This is a genomic window from Georgenia thermotolerans (assembly GCF_009193185.1).
GTDB classification, from domain to species: domain Bacteria; phylum Actinomycetota; class Actinomycetes; order Actinomycetales; family Actinomycetaceae; genus Georgenia; species Georgenia thermotolerans.
This window is the reverse complement of the sequence record NZ_VUKF01000001.1, coordinates 161,392-177,455: the sequence shown is the minus strand read 5'-3', so window position 1 is coordinate 177,455 and position 16,064 is coordinate 161,392. Positions and strand designations below refer to the sequence as shown.

Genomic DNA, 16,064 nt, shown 5'->3' with positions numbered 1-16,064 from the left:
GGCTGACCGGGGCTCACACGGCGTCAGCTGACCCGCTGCTCCGACGGCACGGGCTCCTCCGCACCCGCGCCGTGCGGCCCCCGCCGCGCCGTGCGCGCGCCGGCCTTCCGCGGCCGGCGGGCCAGGCGCACGTGCCCCTGGCCGACGACGATCCCCAGGATGACCAGGACGGCGCCGAGCGGCTCGTTGAGGCTGAGACGCTCGCCCAGGACCAGCGCGCCGAGCACGACGCCGACCACGGGGGTCAGGTACGTCACGGTCGAGGCCGCCGTGGCGCCCCAGGCGCGCACGACGTCGAAGTTCCAGATGTAGGCGATGCCGGTGCTCAGCGCCCCGAGGGCGAGCACCGAGGCGAGGACGGCGCCGTCGAGGTGGACGGGCGCGCGGGCGATGAACGGGGCGAGCGCGAGCATGATCAACGCCCCGATGCCCACCTGCGTGGCGGCCACCGTCACGGCGTCGTAGCGCACCCCGGCGAGGAAGCACCGCAGGTAGACGAAGCCCGTGCCGTAGCAGGCGGTCGCGCCGAGTGCGGCGAGCTGGCCGAGGCCGAAGTTCTCGCCGTGCGGGACGGTGCCCAGCATCCACGGCGCGGCAATGACGACGACGCCGGCGGCGGCCAGGGCGAGCGCCGCCGTCCGCACCGCGGTCAGCCGCTCCTGGGGCAGCGCGACGAGCGAGACGAGCAGCGTCATGATCGGCGTGGTCGCGTTGTAGATGCTCGACAGGCCCGAGGGGATGTGCTGCCCGGCCCACGAGAAGAGCAGGAAGGGCACCACGCACAGCAGCACGGCGACCACCGCGAGGTGGCCGAGCACCCGCGCCTCGCGCGGCCAGCGCCGCCGCGTCAGGGTCATGATGAGCGCCAGGGTCGCCGCGCCGACGACCAACCGGCCCAGCGCCACCTGCGCCGGGGCCAGCGCGCCCACCGCCACCCGGATGAACAGGAAGCTCGACCCCCACATCAGGGCCAGCGCGGCGAACTTGATCGCCGTGCCGCGCCCGGTCGTGACCTGGCCCATGTGGTGCTCCGTTCTCCCGGTCCGTCCCGCCGCTGCCGCGGGGACGAGCGCTCCGCGCGGACGTCAACACCGGGAAGACGCCGGAGCATCCCGGGGCGTGAGGTTTGGTCCAGCATGCCGCTCCGGCAACGAGGCGGGCTCGGATCGACACCGGCGATGCGCCCGGAGGGGCTTCCCCGGCCGGGCCCGTGCGGCCACAGTAGAGCCAACGGCACGATCCACGACGAGGAGAGTGACATGCGGGCTCAGCGAGGAGACCACATCGTCGTTGCGGGGACGCACGTCGGCGAGGCGGTGCGTGACGGCGAGATCATCGAGGTGCGCGGCCCCGACGGCGGGCCGCCCTACCGGGTGCGGTGGGGCGACGGGCGCGAGGGCATCATCTACCCCGGGGCCAGCGCGGAGGTGCGCGCCCAGCACGGCGCGGAGGCCCCGAGCGGGGTGCCGGCCGACGCCCAGGGGCGGCTGGTGCGCGAGTGGGACATCCGGGTCTCGATCTACGCCTTCGGCGACGACACGACGACGGCGAAGGTCGCCGTCGTCGCGGGGGAGGCGCCGGGAATGAGCGCGGCGGGGGAGTCCCGGCGCAGCATCCGGGACCGCGCGGTGCCGCGCATTGGCGACAAGGTCGCCGTCGCCCGGGCGCTGCACCACCTCGCCGACGAGCTGCTCGCCGACGCCGCCGAGGACGTCGAGGACTCCACCGGGGAGCACGACGTGACGATCTCCCCACGCTGACCCACGAGAGACGGCGCCGGTGGCCTCCCGAGGGCGGCACCCACGACGACGGCGCCGGCGGCCTCCCGAGGAAGGTCACCGGCGCCGTCGGTCGCGGGCTCGTCAGACAGCCGCCGGCATCAGAACGGGTAGCGCTCGATCTCCTGCTGCATGGTGATCCACTGCGTCTCGGTGAACGTCTCCAGGCCGGCGTGCGGGCCGCCGAACCGGCCGCCCACCCCGGAGGCCTTCGAGCCGCCGAACGGGGCGGTCGCCTCGTCGTCGACCGTGGCGTCGTTGATGTGGATGGCGCCGGAGTCGATGCGGTCGGCGAGCTCGTACGCCGCGTACGGGTTCGAGGTGAGGATGCTCACCGACAGGCCGTAGTCCGAGCCGTTGATCAGCTCGATGGCCTCCTCGACCGTGTCGTAGGTGATGACCGGGGCGACGGGGCCGAAGATCTCCTCGGTGTAGGCGGGGCTGTCCGGCCGGACGTGGCCGAGCACGGTGGGCCGGTAGAACAGGTTGGTGTACTCCCCGCCGGCGGCGAGGGTGGCGCCCTGCTCGACTGCGCCGGTGACGATGGCGTGGATGCGGTCGCGCTGGTGGGCGTCGATGATCGGGCCCAGGGCGTTGGTGGGGTCGGCCGGGTCCCCGACGGTGAGGTTCTTCGCCTTGTCCGCCAGCGCCGCGACGTACTCGTCGGCCACCGAGGAGTGCACGAAGTGGCGCCCGGTGGTCATGCAGATCTGGCCCTGGTGGAGGAAGGAACCCCACGCCCCCACGGAGGCGGCCGCGTCGAGGTCGGCGTCGGGCAGCACGAGCAGGGCGTTGTTGCCGCCGAGCTCGAGGTGGACCTTCTTGAGCAGCGGCCCGGCCGCCTCGCCGATCTTGCGGCCGGCCGTCGTCGAGCCGGTGAAGGACAGGCAGGGGATGCCCGGGTGGGCCACCAGCGCGGCACCCAGCTCGGCGCCGCCGGGCAGCACGTGCAGCACCCCGGCGGGCAGGCCCGCCTCCTCCAGCAGCGCCGCCAGGGCGAACCCGCCGCTGATGGTGGTGCGCGGGTCGGGCTTGAGGATGACGGCGTTGCCCACCGCCAGCGCCGGCGCCACCGACCGCATGGACAGGATGCCGGGGAAGTTGAACGGCGAGATCACCCCGACGACGCCGACCGGCACCCGCCGGGCGACGGACAGGCGCGGCTTGACCGAGCGGAGCATCTCCCCGTACGGATGCGAGGCCAGCGCGGCGGACTCCTGCAGCTCGGTGGTCACCAGGCCCACCTCGAAGGCGGCCTTGCCCTGGCCCGAGCCGGCCTCGGCGACGAGCCAGCGGGCGAGCCGCTCGGGGTTCTCCTGGAGCAGCTGGGCGGCCTTGAGCAGGACGGCGGCCCGCTTGTCGTAGGGCAGCGCCGCCCAGGCCCGCTGGGCCTCGCGCGCCTGCGCGACCGCGGCGTCGAGATCCTCGGTGCTCGCGGAGGCGACCTCGTCGAGGCGCTCGCCGGTGGCGGGGGAGCGGACCTCGATGCGCGGGCCGGAACCGGCGACCCAGCCGCCGGAGTAGAGCTTGCCTGACCACTGCGTGGTGACGTCGGTCGTCATCGTCCTCGTCTCTTCTCTCCTTCGAAGGGAAACCCGCGATGAGAAGGGGTGTCCGGATCGTGGGTCGTCTCGATCGTGCCACAGCGGGCGCCGCGGCGAACCGGTGGCCGCTCAGCTTTGCGCGAGCAGCGGCGGCACCTCGGCGACGTCGTCGACGAGGTGGATGCTGTCCGCCATCTCCCGGCCCCGGGCCAGCGACTGCAGCAGCGGCCACGCGGGCACCGCCTCGGTCCAGTAACTGCGGCCGACCAGCACCATCGGCGCGACGGAGGACGGGTCGGCGTAGTAGTTCTCGCAGGCGTCCTGGAAGATCTCCTGCACGGTCCCGCCGGCGCCGGGCAGGAAGACGATCCCGGCCGTGGCCAGCTGCAGCAGAACGTCCTCGCGGATGGCGTTGCGCAGGTACTTGGCGATGTCGGTGGCGAAGACGTTCGGCGGCTCGTGGCCGTAGTGCCAGGTGGGGATCCCCACGGACCGGGTGCCGCGCGGCCAGCGGGCGCGCACGTCGAAGGCGACCCGCGCCCAGTCGCTCACCGAGGGCACGAAGCCCGGGACGGCGGCGAGCGTCGCGAGCGCCTCGCCCAGCTCGCCGGGCGAGCGGTCGGCGAGGTAGGCGCCGAGGTTCGCGGCCTCCATCGCGCCCGGCCCGCCGCCGGTGAGGACGGTCAGCCCCGCCCGGGCCAGCTGCTGGCCGAGGCGGGCGGCGTCGGCGTAGGTGGTGCTGCCGCGGGCCGCGGCGTGGCCGCCCATGACGCCGACCAGCCGGCGGCCGGGCACGAGGTCGTGCAGGGCGTCGTCGATCGCGTGGTCGTGCAGCGCCCGGGCGAGCGTGACGTCGAGCGTGGCCGGCTGCTGGGACCAGGCGTACACCCGCGCGTCGAGCGTGTGCTCGTAGCCGGTGCCCAGACCCGCGTAGAGCTCCTCGGCGGTGTACAGGCGGCCCCGGTAGGGGTCGATCGGCACCGCGGGCACCACGGGGAAGATCAGGGCGCCGCGGTCGCGCAGGCTCTGCTCGTCGGCCCGGTCGAGCGCGCAGCCGAGGAACAGCGCCCCGGCGGGGTCGAGCTCGCGCAGGACGCCCCCGCGCGCTGTCAGGTCGATCGACTGCAGGTGCCATCCGCCCAGCGACGTGGCCCCGGCCGCGACGCGGCTGTCGAACTCGTCGAGGCTCTCGACCTCGACCGTGCTGCCTCGTCCGCCCTTCACCCGGCGGACCCTAGCGGCTCGGCGCGGCGGGCGCCGGGCACGGCGAGAGGCCCGGGTCCGAAGACCCGGGCCTCGTACGCGTCACCTCGGTGGGCCGGCTTCTCGACCTCTGCCCGATCCTGGGTGGTGCCGGTGCTGACTGCGCATCAACGGCCAACGGATCGCAAGGCTCGCCTGGCGGCCGGGGTGGCGGTGTATGGCTTCCACACTGCTACGCATCACCTGGCCTGGTCCGCTGGGCACCGCGGTCCCTCCGCCGATGGACGGTGTGCACCGCCGCCCGATCGCCCGGGGGAGTCGCGGTCTTGTGTGACCAGAGTAACCTCCCTGCCCCTGAAGTGGGGGGTCGAACGCCCCTCGAGGTGCGCCGATCTCGCTACGCCCCCCGGTGGCGCCGTCGTTTCCCGCTCCTGACAGCGCTCGGCCGCCCATACTGGGCCATGGCCTGGCCCTCCGGGGACTACGACGCCCCGCTCGAGCACGCCCACCGGCACGCGCGCGACTGGCTCGGCTCGCTGGCCGACCGGCCCGTGCCCCCGCGCGCGGACGTCGACGACGTCGTCGCGGCGCTGGGCACCGAGCTCCCCGCGGGCCCGACCCCGCCCGCCGACGTCGTCGACCACCTCGCCGCCGCCGTCGACGCCGGGCTGACGGCGATGCCGTCGGGGCGGTTCTTCGGGTTCGTCATCGGCGGGACGCTGCCCGCGGCGCTGGCGGCGGACTGGCTGGTGTCCGCCTGGGACCAGAACGCGCTGCTGCGCCGCCTGTCCCCGGCCAGCGCCGCCGTCGAGCAGGTCGCCGCGGCCTGGCTGCTGGACCTGCTCGGCCTGCCCGCCGGCGCCGCGGTCGGCTTCGTCACCGGCGGCACGATGGCCAACTTCGCCTGCCTGGCCGCCGCCCGCGACGAGGTGCTGCGGCGGGCCGGCTGGGGCGTGGCCGAGCGGGGCCTGATCGGCGCCCCGCCCCTGCGGGTCCTGGCCGGCGCCGAGCACCACGAGTCCGTCGCCGTGGCGCTGCGCTACCTCGGCCTCGGCGCCCCGGAGGTGGTGGCGGCCGACGACCAGGGGCGGCTGCGCCCCGACGCGCTGGCCGCCGCCCTCGACGCGGCGCCGGACGGCCCGGCGATCGTGTGCCTGCAGGCCGGCAACGTTCACTCCGGCGCCTTCGACCCGTTCACCGAGGCGGTCGCCGTCGCGCACTCCCGCGGCGCCTGGGTACACGTGGACGGCGCCTTCGGGCTGTGGGCCGCGGCCTCCCCGCGCACCCGCCCGCTGCTCGCCGGGCACGACCTCGCCGACTCCTGGGCCACCGACGCCCACAAAACCCTCAACGTGCCCTACGACTCGGGCCTCGCCGTCGTGCGCGACCCCGCCGCGGCCCGCGCCGCGCTCGGCATGCGCGCCGACTACCTGCTCACCGGCGCCGCGAGCGAGCCCATGGACACCGTGCCCGAGCTCTCCCGCCGCGCGCACGGGGTGCCGGTGTGGGCCGCGCTGCGCAGCCTGGGCCGCTCGGGCACCGCCGAGCTGGTCGAGCGGCTGTGCGACCACGCCCAGGCCTTCGCCCGGGGCCTGGCCGCCCTCGACGGCGCCGTCGTCCTCAACGACGTCGACTTCACCCAGGTGTGCGTCTCCTTCGGCGACGACGAGCGCACCCGGCGAGTGGTCGAGGGGCTGCTGGCGGAGGGCACCACCTGGATGACCGGCTCGCGCTGGCGCGGGCGGGACGTGCTGCGCATCTCCGTGAGCAACTGGTCCACCAGCGACGACGACGTCGCCCGCAGCCTCGAGGCGGTGCGCCGGGTGCTCGCCGGGCTCTGAGAGCCCGCGCGAACCGCCCGGCAGGTCGGGACACCCGCCCCTGCCGCCCGGGACGCCGGGCGCCCCAGGCTCGGTGTCGAGCCCGAACCGGCCACGGTGGCCGGAGCACAGCGGGCAGAGCCAAGGAGTCCCTTTCCATGACCGCCTCCGCAGTCACGTCCCCCACCACCCCCGCCACCCGACGCACCGCGGCCGGCGGCCGCGGCTGGGCCGTCGCCGGCGTCCTCGCCGGACTGGCCGGCGCCGCCAGCATCTACCTGTCGATGAGCGTCAGCCCGGCCTTCGACCGCAACGACCCGCCGACCCCGGAGATGATCACCGAGCACCTCGGCACGGTCATTCCCCAGCTCATCGGCTTCCACGTCGCCACCGTCGTCGCCGCCCTGCTGCTCATCCCGTTCGCGGCCGGCCTGTACCGCCGGCTCGCCGGGCAGTCGCCGGCCCGCTCCGTGCTCCCGGCCGTGGCGGCCACCGGGCTGGGCGTGCTCTCCGCCGTCCTCGTCCTCGGCTCCGGCCTCGACACCGAGTTCGTCTTCGGCCTGTCCGAGCCCGAGCTCATGACGGCCACCGACGTGTCCTTCTACTCGCACTGGGTCGCCACCATCGCCTGGCTGTGGGTCACCGCCGGGGTCAGCGCCCTCGCGCTCGGGATCGCGGCGCTGCGCCACGGCGCGGCCGGCAAGGCCCTCGGCGTGACGAGCGTCGTGCTCGGCAGCCTGATGGTGCTGTTCGGCGTCTCCCCGCTGCAGTACATGGCCGGCTTCATCGGGCCGGTGTGGCTGCTGGTCACCGCCCTGGCGCTGCTGCGCGGCGAACGCGCCGCCCGATAGCGCCTCCGGCGGGCCGGATCGTCCCTAGATTGCGGCCATGACCGACCCGCACCCCCATGGGTGAGCCCACCCGGCAGGACCCCGGACGCCCCGCGTCCGGGGTCCTGCCGCGCGCCCGGCCCGGGCCCGGCGGATCACCGGCACTCGCCCTCACGCTGGGCGGGACCGCCTGGCTCCTCTCCCTCGCCGGGCTGGCCCTCTACCTCGCCTCGGGCCCGCGGCTGACCCCTGGCGACCTGTTCCTGCTCGTCGACGTCACCGTCGGCCTGGTCTATGGCGCCGTCACCGCCCTCGTGCTCGCCCGGCGCCGCCACGTCGTCGGCTACCTGCTGGCGGTCACGAGCGTCGGCGGTGCGGTCTCCGCCGTCGCCGGCGGGTGGCAGGTGTTCGCCCTGGCCCGCGGCGTGGACCCCGGCCCGCTCGCCGACCCCTTCGGCTGGGCCTGGGTGCCGGGCACCCTCGCGCTGTTCCTGGTGGTGCCCTGGCTGGTGCGCGAGCGGCCCCTCGGCCGCGCCTGGTGGGGGCCGGCCGCCGGTGGCCTGGTCACGCTCACGGCCCTCGGCTGCTCCCTGCTGAGCGCCTACGGCGCGCTCATGCCGACGCTCGGGGCCGCCGTCGTCCTCGGCCTGGTCACCGCCGGCGCCACGGCGGTCCGACGGCGGCGCGCCGGGGAGGCGGAGGCGGTCGGGCTGGACTGGCTCGCCGCCGGCACCGCGGTGCTGGCCGTCTCCTTCGTGCCGCTGCTGCTGCCCGAGGGGCTCGTCGCGCCGTGGCTGACGCCGGCGCTGCACCTGGCCAGCCAGGCGCTGTTCCCGGCGGCGATCCTGTCGGTGGTGCTGCGCCAGCGGCTGTGGGGCATCGAGGTGGCCGTCTCCCGCGCCCTGCTCGCCGGCGCGCTGACCGTCGGCCTGGCGGCGATCTACCTGGGGGTCGGCGTGCTGCTGGCCCGCCTGGTCCCCGGGCAGGGGCTGGCCCAGGCGCTCGCGGCCGCCGCCGTCGTCGTCGCCGTCCAGCCCACCCGGCTGTGGCTGCAGCGCCGGGTGCGGGTGATGGTCTACGGCGCCGCGCACGACCCCTGGCGGGTCGCGGGCCGGATGGGCACCGCGCTGGGCCGCTCGCCCGACCCCGAGGCGCTGCTCGCCTCGCTCGTGGAGAGCGTCGGCACCGCGCTGCGGCTGGAGTCGGTGACCCTGCTCGCCGGCGCGCCGGGAGAGGAGGGCGTCATGACGACCTGGGGGACCCCGACGACGGGCCCCACCCGGGTCCCGCTGGTCGCCGGCACCGAGCAGGTGGGGGTGCTGGCGGTGACGGCGCGGCCGGGGGAGGCGCTGGACGCGCGCACCGGCCGGGCGCTGGAGGAGCTCGCCGCCGTGGTGACCTCCGGCCTCGTGCTCGCCCGCACCGCCGAGGAGCTCGCGCGCACCCGCGAGCGGCTGACCACCGCCCGGCTGCAGGAGCGGCGGGTCATCCGCCGCGAGCTGCACGACGGGCTGGGACCGTGGTTCGCCGGCCTGCGCCTCGGCCTGCAGGGGGTGTCCAACCTGGTGGAGACGGACCCGGCCGCCGCGAAGGAGATGCTCGCCGCGCTGGCCGCCGAGCTCGACCAGCGGGTCGAGGACGTGCGCGACCTCGCCCGGGCCCTGCTCCCGCCGGTCCTGGAGGAGCTCGGGCTCGAGGCGGCGCTGCGCGAGGCGGCCGCCCGGCACGGCGAGAACGGGTTCGAGGTCCGGCTGGCGTGCGACGTCCCGCCGGAGCTGCCCGCGACGGTGGCCGCGGCCGCGTACGGCATCGCCGCGGAGGCGATCCTCAACGCCGCCCGGCACAGCGGCGCGGCTAGCTGCGACGTCGAGGTGGTCCTCGACGGCGCCGCCCTGCGGGTCTCCTGCCGCGACGACGGCGCCGGCCTCCCGGCGGACGTCACGGCCGGCGTCGGCACCCGCGCCATGCGCGAGCGCGCCGAGGAGCTCGGCGGCCGCCTCGAGATCCGCGCCCTCGTGCCGCGCGGGACGTCCGTCGTGGCCGTGCTGCCGGTGGGCGCCCGGTGAGCGGGGGCATCCGGGTGGTGGTGGTCGACGACCACCCGGTGTTCCGGCTCGGCATGGCCGGGCTGCTCGGCTCCCTGCCCGGCATCGAGGTGGCCGGGCAGGCCGCCGACGCCGCCGAGGCCCGCGCCGTCGTCGGCGACGCGGTGGACGTGGTGCTCATGGACCTGCACCTCGGCGCCGACTCCGGCATCGACCTCACCCGCGAGCTGACGGCCCGGCACCCGCGCCTGGCGGTGCTGGTGGTGACGATGAGCGAGGACGACGAGTCCGTCGTCGCCGCCGTGCGGGTGGGCGCGCGGGGGTACCTGCTCAAGTCCGCCGGGCCCGACGCCGTCGAACGGGCCGTGCGGGCGGTGGCGCACGGGGAGATGATCCTCGGCCCGCAGGTGGCCGCGCGGGCGATGTCCTCCCTCGTGGCCGGGCGGACGGCGGCGCGCACGCCGTTCCCCGAGCTCACCGACCGCGAGCGCGAGGTGCTCGACCTCATGGCCCGCGGACACGACAACACCGCCATCGCCCGGCGCCTGGTGCTCAGCCCCAAGACGGTGCGCAACCACGTGGCCAACGTGCTGACGAAGCTGGCGGTGCCGCACCGCTCGGCGGCCATCGTGCGGGCCCGGGAGGCGGGGCTCGGCGGGGAAGGCTGACACTCGAGCCGCCGCGCACAGCGGACGGCGGCGCGTGCGCGGGGGCTCTGCGAGGTTGACCAACCGAGCCTGGTCAACCTGGTTGCTCGCGCGTAGCGTGGGGATCGTGGCCGAGACGGTGAACGTGCAGCAGGCGAAGACGCGGCTCTCCGAGCTCCTCGCCCGGGTCCAGCGCGGTGAGGAGATCATCATCGCGCGGGCCGGTGTTCCGGTGGCCAGGTTGGACCCCATCGTGAAGCCCCCGGCTCGGACCTTCGGAACGATGTCCTTCCACGTCCCGAAGACGTTCTTCGAGCCGTTGCCGGAAGCAGAGCTCGAATCGTGGGAGTGAGGTACCTCCTCGACACACATGTCCTTCTCTGGCTGCTCGGCGAGCCGGAGATCATCCCTCCGGAGGTCCGGCAGGAGCTCGCCGAGCCCGGTAACGACCTTCTCGTCTCGGCGGTCTCTGCGATGGAGACCGCGACGAAGGTTCGTCTGGGCAAGCTCGATGTCGCGCGTCCTCTCGTCACCACCTGGTCGGCTCGCGTGGTCGAGATGGGGGCAAGCGAGCTTCCTCTCTCGACGGACGCCGCCCTCCTCGCCGGATCGCTCGACTGGGATCACCGTGATCCATTCGATCGCCTCCTGGTCGCACAGGCGATCGAGGGCAACCTCATCCTGGTCACCACTGATGCGGCGGTCCGTGCACTCGGTGGCCTGCGCACGCTCGGCTGGTAGGTGGCTCGCTCCTCAGCCCCGCCGCCAGCGGTCGAGCACCGCCGCGACCCCCGCCCGCACCTGGGTGCGGGCCTCGTCGCGCGGGACGCCCGCCATGAGCAGCTCGTCGTACCCGGTGTCCTCGTGACGGACGGAGGCCGCGACCGCCCGCTCGACGGCGCCGGCCTCCAGACGCTGGCCCGCGGCGGTCCGACCGACCCGGCCGCTGCCTCGCACGCTGGTGTGCAGGGCGATCCGGGCCGCCCGCTCGGGCGGGCAGCCCGGGAACGTCCGCCCGATCTCGTCGGTGAGCCGCTTCGCGAGCTCGCTGTCGGCCCTGCGCCGTCGCTCCTCGTCACGGTCGCGGCGGCGGGCGCGCGCGTCGGCGTCGGCGAGGCAGGACGCCTCGGCCTCCTCCAGCGCCCGCTCCTCGACGAGGGCGCCCTGGCGCTCGTAGCGGCCGCGGGACCGGCTGAAGCGGACCACGACTGCCGTGAGGCGGCTGGCCTTCTTCGCCCGGCGCGTCAGCGTGGCGTTGCCGGCGGGCAGGAAGACCAGGTGGTCGAGGTCGGCGCAGTGCAGGCACAGCGGCGCGTCGTCCTCCATCAGCAGCAGGTCCCCGGTCCCGCCGCACCGGGCGCAGGTCCAGTCCCCGAGCGGCGAGACGACGACGAGCTCGGGCGGGCGGCTGGCCTTCTCCTGCAGGCGCGCCCGCTTCGCCTCCGACAGGGCCGGGGAGATCCAGTGCGTGCGGTACGCAAGCTCGGTCCCCGGGTCGCCGCCGGCGGAGAACCGCAGCGTCCTGCGGTCCCGGGTGCGGGCGACGTAGGCCGTCTCGTCGGGCTCGAGCCCCCGCTCACGGGCCCACCGCCGCAACGCCGCCATCGCCGTGGAAACCTTGTCCGGCCCGACCTGCACCACCTCTTCCAGGCAGGCCACCCGCCCCTGGCGCCAGAGGTCCCGGTGCACCGGGTGCAGCCAGCCGATGCCGATGAGCACATCGATGAGCGACACGTAGCCCTGCTCGCGCAGCGCCTCCTCGGCCATGCGGGTGACCCGCGGGTCGATGGATGCCATCGTCGTCCCTATCGCCACGCCGCGAGGTCCGGCACCGCCGCGGCCGCCAACGGGGCCGCCGTCACCACGCCGCCCTGCTCGACCGCCAACCCGTAGGCGTCGGTGGCCTTCTCCACGCCGGTGACCTCGACGGCCCCGAGATCGGCGAGGGCCCGGCAGATATGCCGGACGTCGGCGTCGAGAAGGCGGCGGTGCCGGCGCATATCCTCCTCGCCGAGGTCGTCGAGGACGAACGACACCTCGATGAGCTGCCACAGCCGCTCCTGAAGCTCGGCGATCGGCACGGGTTCGCCGACGACGAGCAGGTGCGCGAGCAGGCCGGGGGTCTCGCCGTCGACGAGCTCCTTCCAGTACGGATCCAACCAGGTCGCGTGCGCATAGCGGTGCTGCAGGACGCCGAGGCTGAGCAGCCCCCGGAGGGCGCTCCGCCAGTCGGCGAGCGGATCGCGCCCGAGCTGCGTCCCACGCTTCGTCGCCGACACGCGACCCGTGCGCACCTTGACGAAGCCGGCCTGGCGGGCGAGACGGAAGGTGAGATCGACGCCCCGGAGCTCCACCGTGCTCTTGGTCTTGAAGACGCGGTCACCGATGCGCTTGTCGAGGAGGTCGTCGGTACCGAGCCGACCGATCAGCTCCGCGCCGGCCGCCATCGTCAGGTTGCCGGTGGCTGTGAGCTTGCGGCCCTCGCCCGCCCACTGGGTGAACGCGCGGAGGCGGTGGAGCAGCGCGACGCCGTCGACCACCTCATCCGGTGCCGGGTGTGCGGCGGTGGAGACCTCCACGCCGGCGAGGTGGGAAGGGTGCCGGAAGCCGGGCCGGAGGAAGGTGACGGGGGCCTGGTCGGCGTCGAAGGCGAGGCGTGTGGAGGCCAGGTCGAACCGCTCCGGCGTCCAGTCGCCCAGCCACGTGCGGAGGTCGTCGTCGTCCGCAGTGCCACGGACGAGGGCGATGCACTCCTCGTAGCCACCGACGCCGCCGCAGTCCTCGGGCGGGAAGGCGCGGTCGCCGTCGACCAGGCGGCGGTGGAAGACCTCCTCTGTCTCCACGACGGCCTCGAGCCGGACCCGGTGCTGCCAGTCGTCACCGAAGTCGTACGCGTAGAGCAGCTCGGTCCGCTCGTCGCCGAGGACCGTGCCCAGCCGCACGGTCGAGGCGTCGGGCACCGGCGGCTCGCTCTCGTCGTCGGGCAGCCCGGCCAGGGGCTCGCCGGCGGTGGACGCGAACTCGAAGAGGTGGCGGTCCTCCCAGCCGCACGCGACCTGGATCGCCTGGTGCAGATGCGCGAGGGTCGCCCCGGCGTCGACGAGGAAGCGCCGCCATGGCGGGGCGTCCACGCCCTCGAGCGTCACGGTGAGGTCGTAGTAGCGAGGCACGTGACGCAGGATAGGTCGCCCGGCGTCGACCGGTGGCAGCAGTCACGACGACGGTGGCCCACCGGGGGCGTGCGGCCCGGGGTGGGCGGATGATGGTCGTCGCCCGAATCGGTGACGGAGGTGTCGATGACTGTGCTGGCGGACCTGTGGGGGTACGTCGGGATCACCCCGATGGGGGTGGTCGCCGTCGCCCTCGCCACCACGGTGCTCTACCTGGCCTTCATCGTCCTGACCCGGGTGCTCGGCAGCCGCGTCCTGGCGAGCCTGTCGAGCTTCGACCTGCTGGTCGTCATCGTGCTCGGCGCGATCCTCGGCCGGGCGACGATGGGGGACACCCCGACCCTGTCCGGTGGCCTCGTCGCGCTGGTCACCCTCTTCACGCTCGAGGGGCTCATCGGCCAGCTGCGCAAGCAGCCGCGGTGGGAGCGGTTCGTCGCGAACCAGCCGGCGGTGCTCATGGCCGGGAGCCGGATGCTGCACGAGGAGCTGCGCCGCCAGCGCATCACCGAGGCCGAGCTGCGCTCGCGGCTGCGCCAGGCCGGGATCCGCTCCGACGCCGAGGTCGCGGCGGTGGTGCTGGAGCCGTCGGGCACGCTGAGCGTGCTGCGCCGCGGTGAGCCGCTGGCTCCGGGCATGCTCGCCGGCGTGCGCGGCGCCGAGCACCTCCCGCGCGACCTGCTCGCCCGCGGGCACGCGGCTCGCCGCACGCGGACCGAGCCACGCACCCCGTCGGGCTCGCCCCCGCCGGGGAGCGAGCACGGGCTGCCGACCGGGTCGGGCGACGGCGTCGCGCCCTGGCCGCGAGCCTGAGACCGCGCTGGGGCCGGGCCGCCGGCACGAGGAAGCGCGCGCGGCGACCCAGGCGATCAGGCGCTGCGGCGGTGCAGCGCCCCGGCCGCCCGGCGGCGTCTCACGGGCGCGCGGTGCGGCTTCGACCCGCCGTCGCCGGTGGTGTGGGCCCGGTCGGGGCTGGGTGAGCCGACGCCAAGGGCCCGGTCGGGACCAGGTGAGCTCGCCAGGAGGAGCGTTCCCTGTGCTGCGAGGTGCTCGACGCCGGCACCCACCGTGACGCTCTCCTCGGCACGCCCGGGGCGACCGGGCGCCCCGGCGTAAGGCAGTGCGAGCGAGGGATACAGGTGGCCCAGTGCCCACGCCTGGTACAACGGGGCCGCCCACGGGGCACGAGTGTCGTCGCTGACCGAGGCGGTGGGGCGCGTCGGGTCCTCCGCCCGGACCAGCTCGTCGCCCAGCCGCACCAGCTCACGGGCGAACTCGCTGGGCGGCGCCTCCCCGGCGACGTCGCCCGGCCGGACCGTCAAGCCGGACGCGGGCAGCGTGAGCTCGTCGAGGGTTCCCCACACCGCGACGGAGGGGTGGTGCGCGAGCTGGCGCACCATCTCGCGCACGGAGGCGAGGTGGTCCTCCGCGAACGCGCCCGCGAGGGCGGCGGGCCCGACCGGCGGGACCTCCTGCCACACGAGCAGGCCGAGCTCGTCGGCCGCCTCGAGCACCGCCGGCGAGGACGCGTCGTGGGTGAGCCGGACGACGTTGGCGCCCAGGCGCTTGACGAGCTCGAGCCCCCGGATGCGGTCGGCGTCGGTGTAGGCGCGCCCGTCCGCGCCGTCCCCGTGCAGGCCGGTGGGCACCAGCCGGTACGGCGCGCCGTTGAGCCGGAACTCGGCGCCGCCGGCGCCGAGGTGACGCAGCCCCAGCGGGGTGTCGACGCGGTCCCGGCCGTGCTCGGAGTCCACGACCGTGCTCACCCGGTAGAGGTAGGGGGCCTCGGGCGACCACAGGTGCGGCCGCTCGATCGCGGGCAGCTCGAGCACGACGTCCGCGGCGTCTCCCGCGGCCAGACGGACCTCGGCCCGGGCGTCGGCGACGACGACGCCGTCGGCGTCGAGCACCCGGCTGCGGACCCGGGCGGTGGTTTCGGCGGCGCCGTCGTTGACCACCCGGCCATGGACGCGGACGACGCCGCGGGTCGGGCCGAGGGCGACGGTCTCGACCCGGACCCCGGGGGAGCCGTGGTCGAGCAGGGCGAGGTGCACCTGCTCGGTGGCGACGAGCCAGACGTTGCGGTGGAGCCCCGCGCTCCCGTGGCCGGTCCGCGCGCCAGGGTGCCGGGCGCCGTCGACCCGGACCGTGACGGTGGCCTCCCCGCCCGGTGCGTGGCGGCCCAGCGGCTCGGTGACGTCCACGGCGAAGGCGGTGGACCCGCCGACGTGCCCGCCCACCCGGTGGCCGTCGACGTGGACCTCGGCGAGGTCGCCGGCACCCTCGAGGAGGAGAAAGAGGCGCTTGTCCCGCCAGGCCTCGGGCACGTGCAGGGCGCGGCGGTACCAGATCGGGCTGGCGCCACCTTCAGGCGTGGCGTCCAGGTGCGGGAGCGTGGCGGGTCGCCAGGCCACGGCTGCGTGGTGGCGGGCGGCGGCGCCGTCATTGCGGGCGACGAGCCAGCCCTCGTCGAGCAGGCGCCGGGGACGGCGCCGGATGGCGTGCGGCGCACGGTGGTTCTGTGCCCGGGCCGGCTGCGCGAGGACGGACTCCGCGCGCCCGGCGGTCAGACCGCTGAGCACGCCGCGGCGCGCCGGGCGGGCCGGCATCTGGGAAGTGGTCACGGTCGGTGCGTCTCCTCACGGGTGCACACCCACGGTGCCTCCCCGTTCGGCCGTGACCGTACCGGACGGGGGATGAGAGAAATCGGACGGAGTATCGCTCAGGTTGTGGGAACCGCAACTCGAACGGTGCCGCGAGCGCCACCGGGAACCGGGCGGGCGAGTGGGTGGGTGCCTCCTCGGCGGCGGTCCGTGCACCGTCACGAACCTCCCGGGAACGGCGGCATCCCGCGGTTCCGAGCCTCCGTCACCAGGGTGCGCCGCGGCCGCCGGGGAGCCGGGCGGGAGCTGCTCGCGGGGCGGGCGCCGTACTAGGGGGCATGGGGACTTCTCCCCATGCGGCGGCGGTCACCGGTGCCGCTCCCGCGCGCGTCCCGGTGTCGTGCGCAGGCACGCAGCCCCGGGCAAG

Annotated in this window: 14 protein-coding genes; 8 read left to right on the top strand and 6 right to left on the bottom strand. The window is 75.4% G+C overall.

The genetic code is table 11. From position 1 onward, the window contains the following. Positions 1-23: 23 nt before the first annotated feature. On the bottom strand, positions 24-1,022 hold the full coding sequence (locus tag GD970_RS00810; RefSeq protein WP_152199626.1) for a DMT family transporter: 999 nt from the start codon (positions 1,020-1,022) through the stop codon (positions 24-26). Positions 1,023-1,259: 237 nt separating this feature from the next. Between GD970_RS00810 and GD970_RS00805 the strand changes: the two genes are divergently transcribed. Continuing rightward, the gene (locus tag GD970_RS00805) at positions 1,260-1,760 is read left to right on the top strand and encodes a DUF1918 domain-containing protein (RefSeq protein WP_152199624.1); all 501 of its coding nucleotides are present in this window, start codon (positions 1,260-1,262) and stop codon (positions 1,758-1,760) included. A gap of 119 nt (positions 1,761-1,879) precedes the next feature. Here the strand turns inward: GD970_RS00805 and GD970_RS00800 are convergent, their stop codons facing one another. Further along, on the bottom strand, positions 1,880-3,340 hold the full coding sequence (locus tag GD970_RS00800) for a benzaldehyde dehydrogenase (RefSeq protein ID WP_152199622.1): 1,461 nt from the start codon (positions 3,338-3,340) through the stop codon (positions 1,880-1,882). Positions 3,341-3,451: 111 nt separating this feature from the next. Continuing rightward, positions 3,452-4,546, bottom strand: a complete 1,095-nt coding sequence (locus GD970_RS00795) for an LOG family protein (protein ID WP_152199619.1) — start codon at positions 4,544-4,546, stop codon at positions 3,452-3,454. 440 nt (positions 4,547-4,986) lie between these two features. Between GD970_RS00795 and GD970_RS00790 the strand changes: the two genes are divergently transcribed. The 6 genes from GD970_RS00790 to GD970_RS00765 all read left to right on the top strand — a co-directional run bounded on the left by GD970_RS00790 (position 4,987) and on the right by GD970_RS00765 (position 10,608). Next, positions 4,987-6,366 carry a pyridoxal phosphate-dependent decarboxylase family protein gene (locus GD970_RS00790; protein ID WP_152199617.1) on the top strand — a complete coding sequence of 460 codons (1,380 nt, stop codon included), beginning with the start codon at positions 4,987-4,989 and terminating at the stop codon, positions 6,364-6,366. 137 nt (positions 6,367-6,503) lie between these two features. After that, positions 6,504-7,196 (top strand): hypothetical protein, encoded by a 693-nt coding sequence (locus GD970_RS00785; RefSeq protein ID WP_152199615.1) that lies wholly within the window; start codon positions 6,504-6,506, stop codon positions 7,194-7,196. A gap of 56 nt (positions 7,197-7,252) precedes the next feature. Then, on the top strand, positions 7,253-9,241 hold the full coding sequence (locus GD970_RS00780; RefSeq protein WP_152199613.1) for a sensor histidine kinase: 1,989 nt from the start codon (positions 7,253-7,255) through the stop codon (positions 9,239-9,241). Beyond that, the gene (locus GD970_RS00775) at positions 9,238-9,888 is read left to right on the top strand and encodes a response regulator (protein WP_211489728.1); all 651 of its coding nucleotides are present in this window, start codon (positions 9,238-9,240) and stop codon (positions 9,886-9,888) included. The genes GD970_RS00780 and GD970_RS00775 overlap by 4 nt, the downstream gene beginning before the upstream one ends. Positions 9,889-9,994: 106 nt before the next feature. Beyond that, positions 9,995-10,219 carry a type II toxin-antitoxin system Phd/YefM family antitoxin gene (locus GD970_RS00770; protein WP_152199610.1) on the top strand — a complete coding sequence of 75 codons (225 nt, stop codon included), beginning with the start codon at positions 9,995-9,997 and terminating at the stop codon, positions 10,217-10,219. Further along, the gene (locus tag GD970_RS00765; RefSeq protein ID WP_226925032.1) at positions 10,216-10,608 is read left to right on the top strand and encodes a type II toxin-antitoxin system VapC family toxin; all 393 of its coding nucleotides are present in this window, start codon (positions 10,216-10,218) and stop codon (positions 10,606-10,608) included. Before GD970_RS00770 ends, GD970_RS00765 begins: the two co-directional genes overlap by 4 nt. 12 nt (positions 10,609-10,620) lie before the next feature. Here the strand turns inward: GD970_RS00765 and GD970_RS00760 are convergent, their stop codons facing one another. After that, positions 10,621-11,664 carry a DUF2293 domain-containing protein gene (locus GD970_RS00760; protein WP_152199606.1) on the bottom strand — a complete coding sequence of 348 codons (1,044 nt, stop codon included), beginning with the start codon at positions 11,662-11,664 and terminating at the stop codon, positions 10,621-10,623. Positions 11,665-11,672: 8 nt separating this feature from the next. Then, complete coding sequence (locus GD970_RS00755) at positions 11,673-13,037, bottom strand: plasmid pRiA4b ORF-3 family protein (RefSeq protein ID WP_152199604.1); 1,365 nt, start codon at positions 13,035-13,037, stop codon at positions 11,673-11,675. Positions 13,038-13,163: 126 nt separating this feature from the next. On the opposite strand from GD970_RS00755, the gene GD970_RS00750 reads away from it, so the two are divergent. Beyond that, positions 13,164-13,847, top strand: coding sequence for a DUF421 domain-containing protein (locus tag GD970_RS00750; protein WP_152199600.1), 684 nt, complete (start codon positions 13,164-13,166; stop codon positions 13,845-13,847). A 56-nt stretch (positions 13,848-13,903) separates the two neighbouring features. On the opposite strand, the gene GD970_RS00745 is transcribed toward GD970_RS00750, so the two are convergent. Then, positions 13,904-15,658 carry a glycoside hydrolase family 2 protein gene (locus GD970_RS00745; protein ID WP_152199598.1) on the bottom strand — a complete coding sequence of 585 codons (1,755 nt, stop codon included), beginning with the start codon at positions 15,656-15,658 and terminating at the stop codon, positions 13,904-13,906. Positions 15,659-16,064 lie beyond the last annotated feature (406 nt).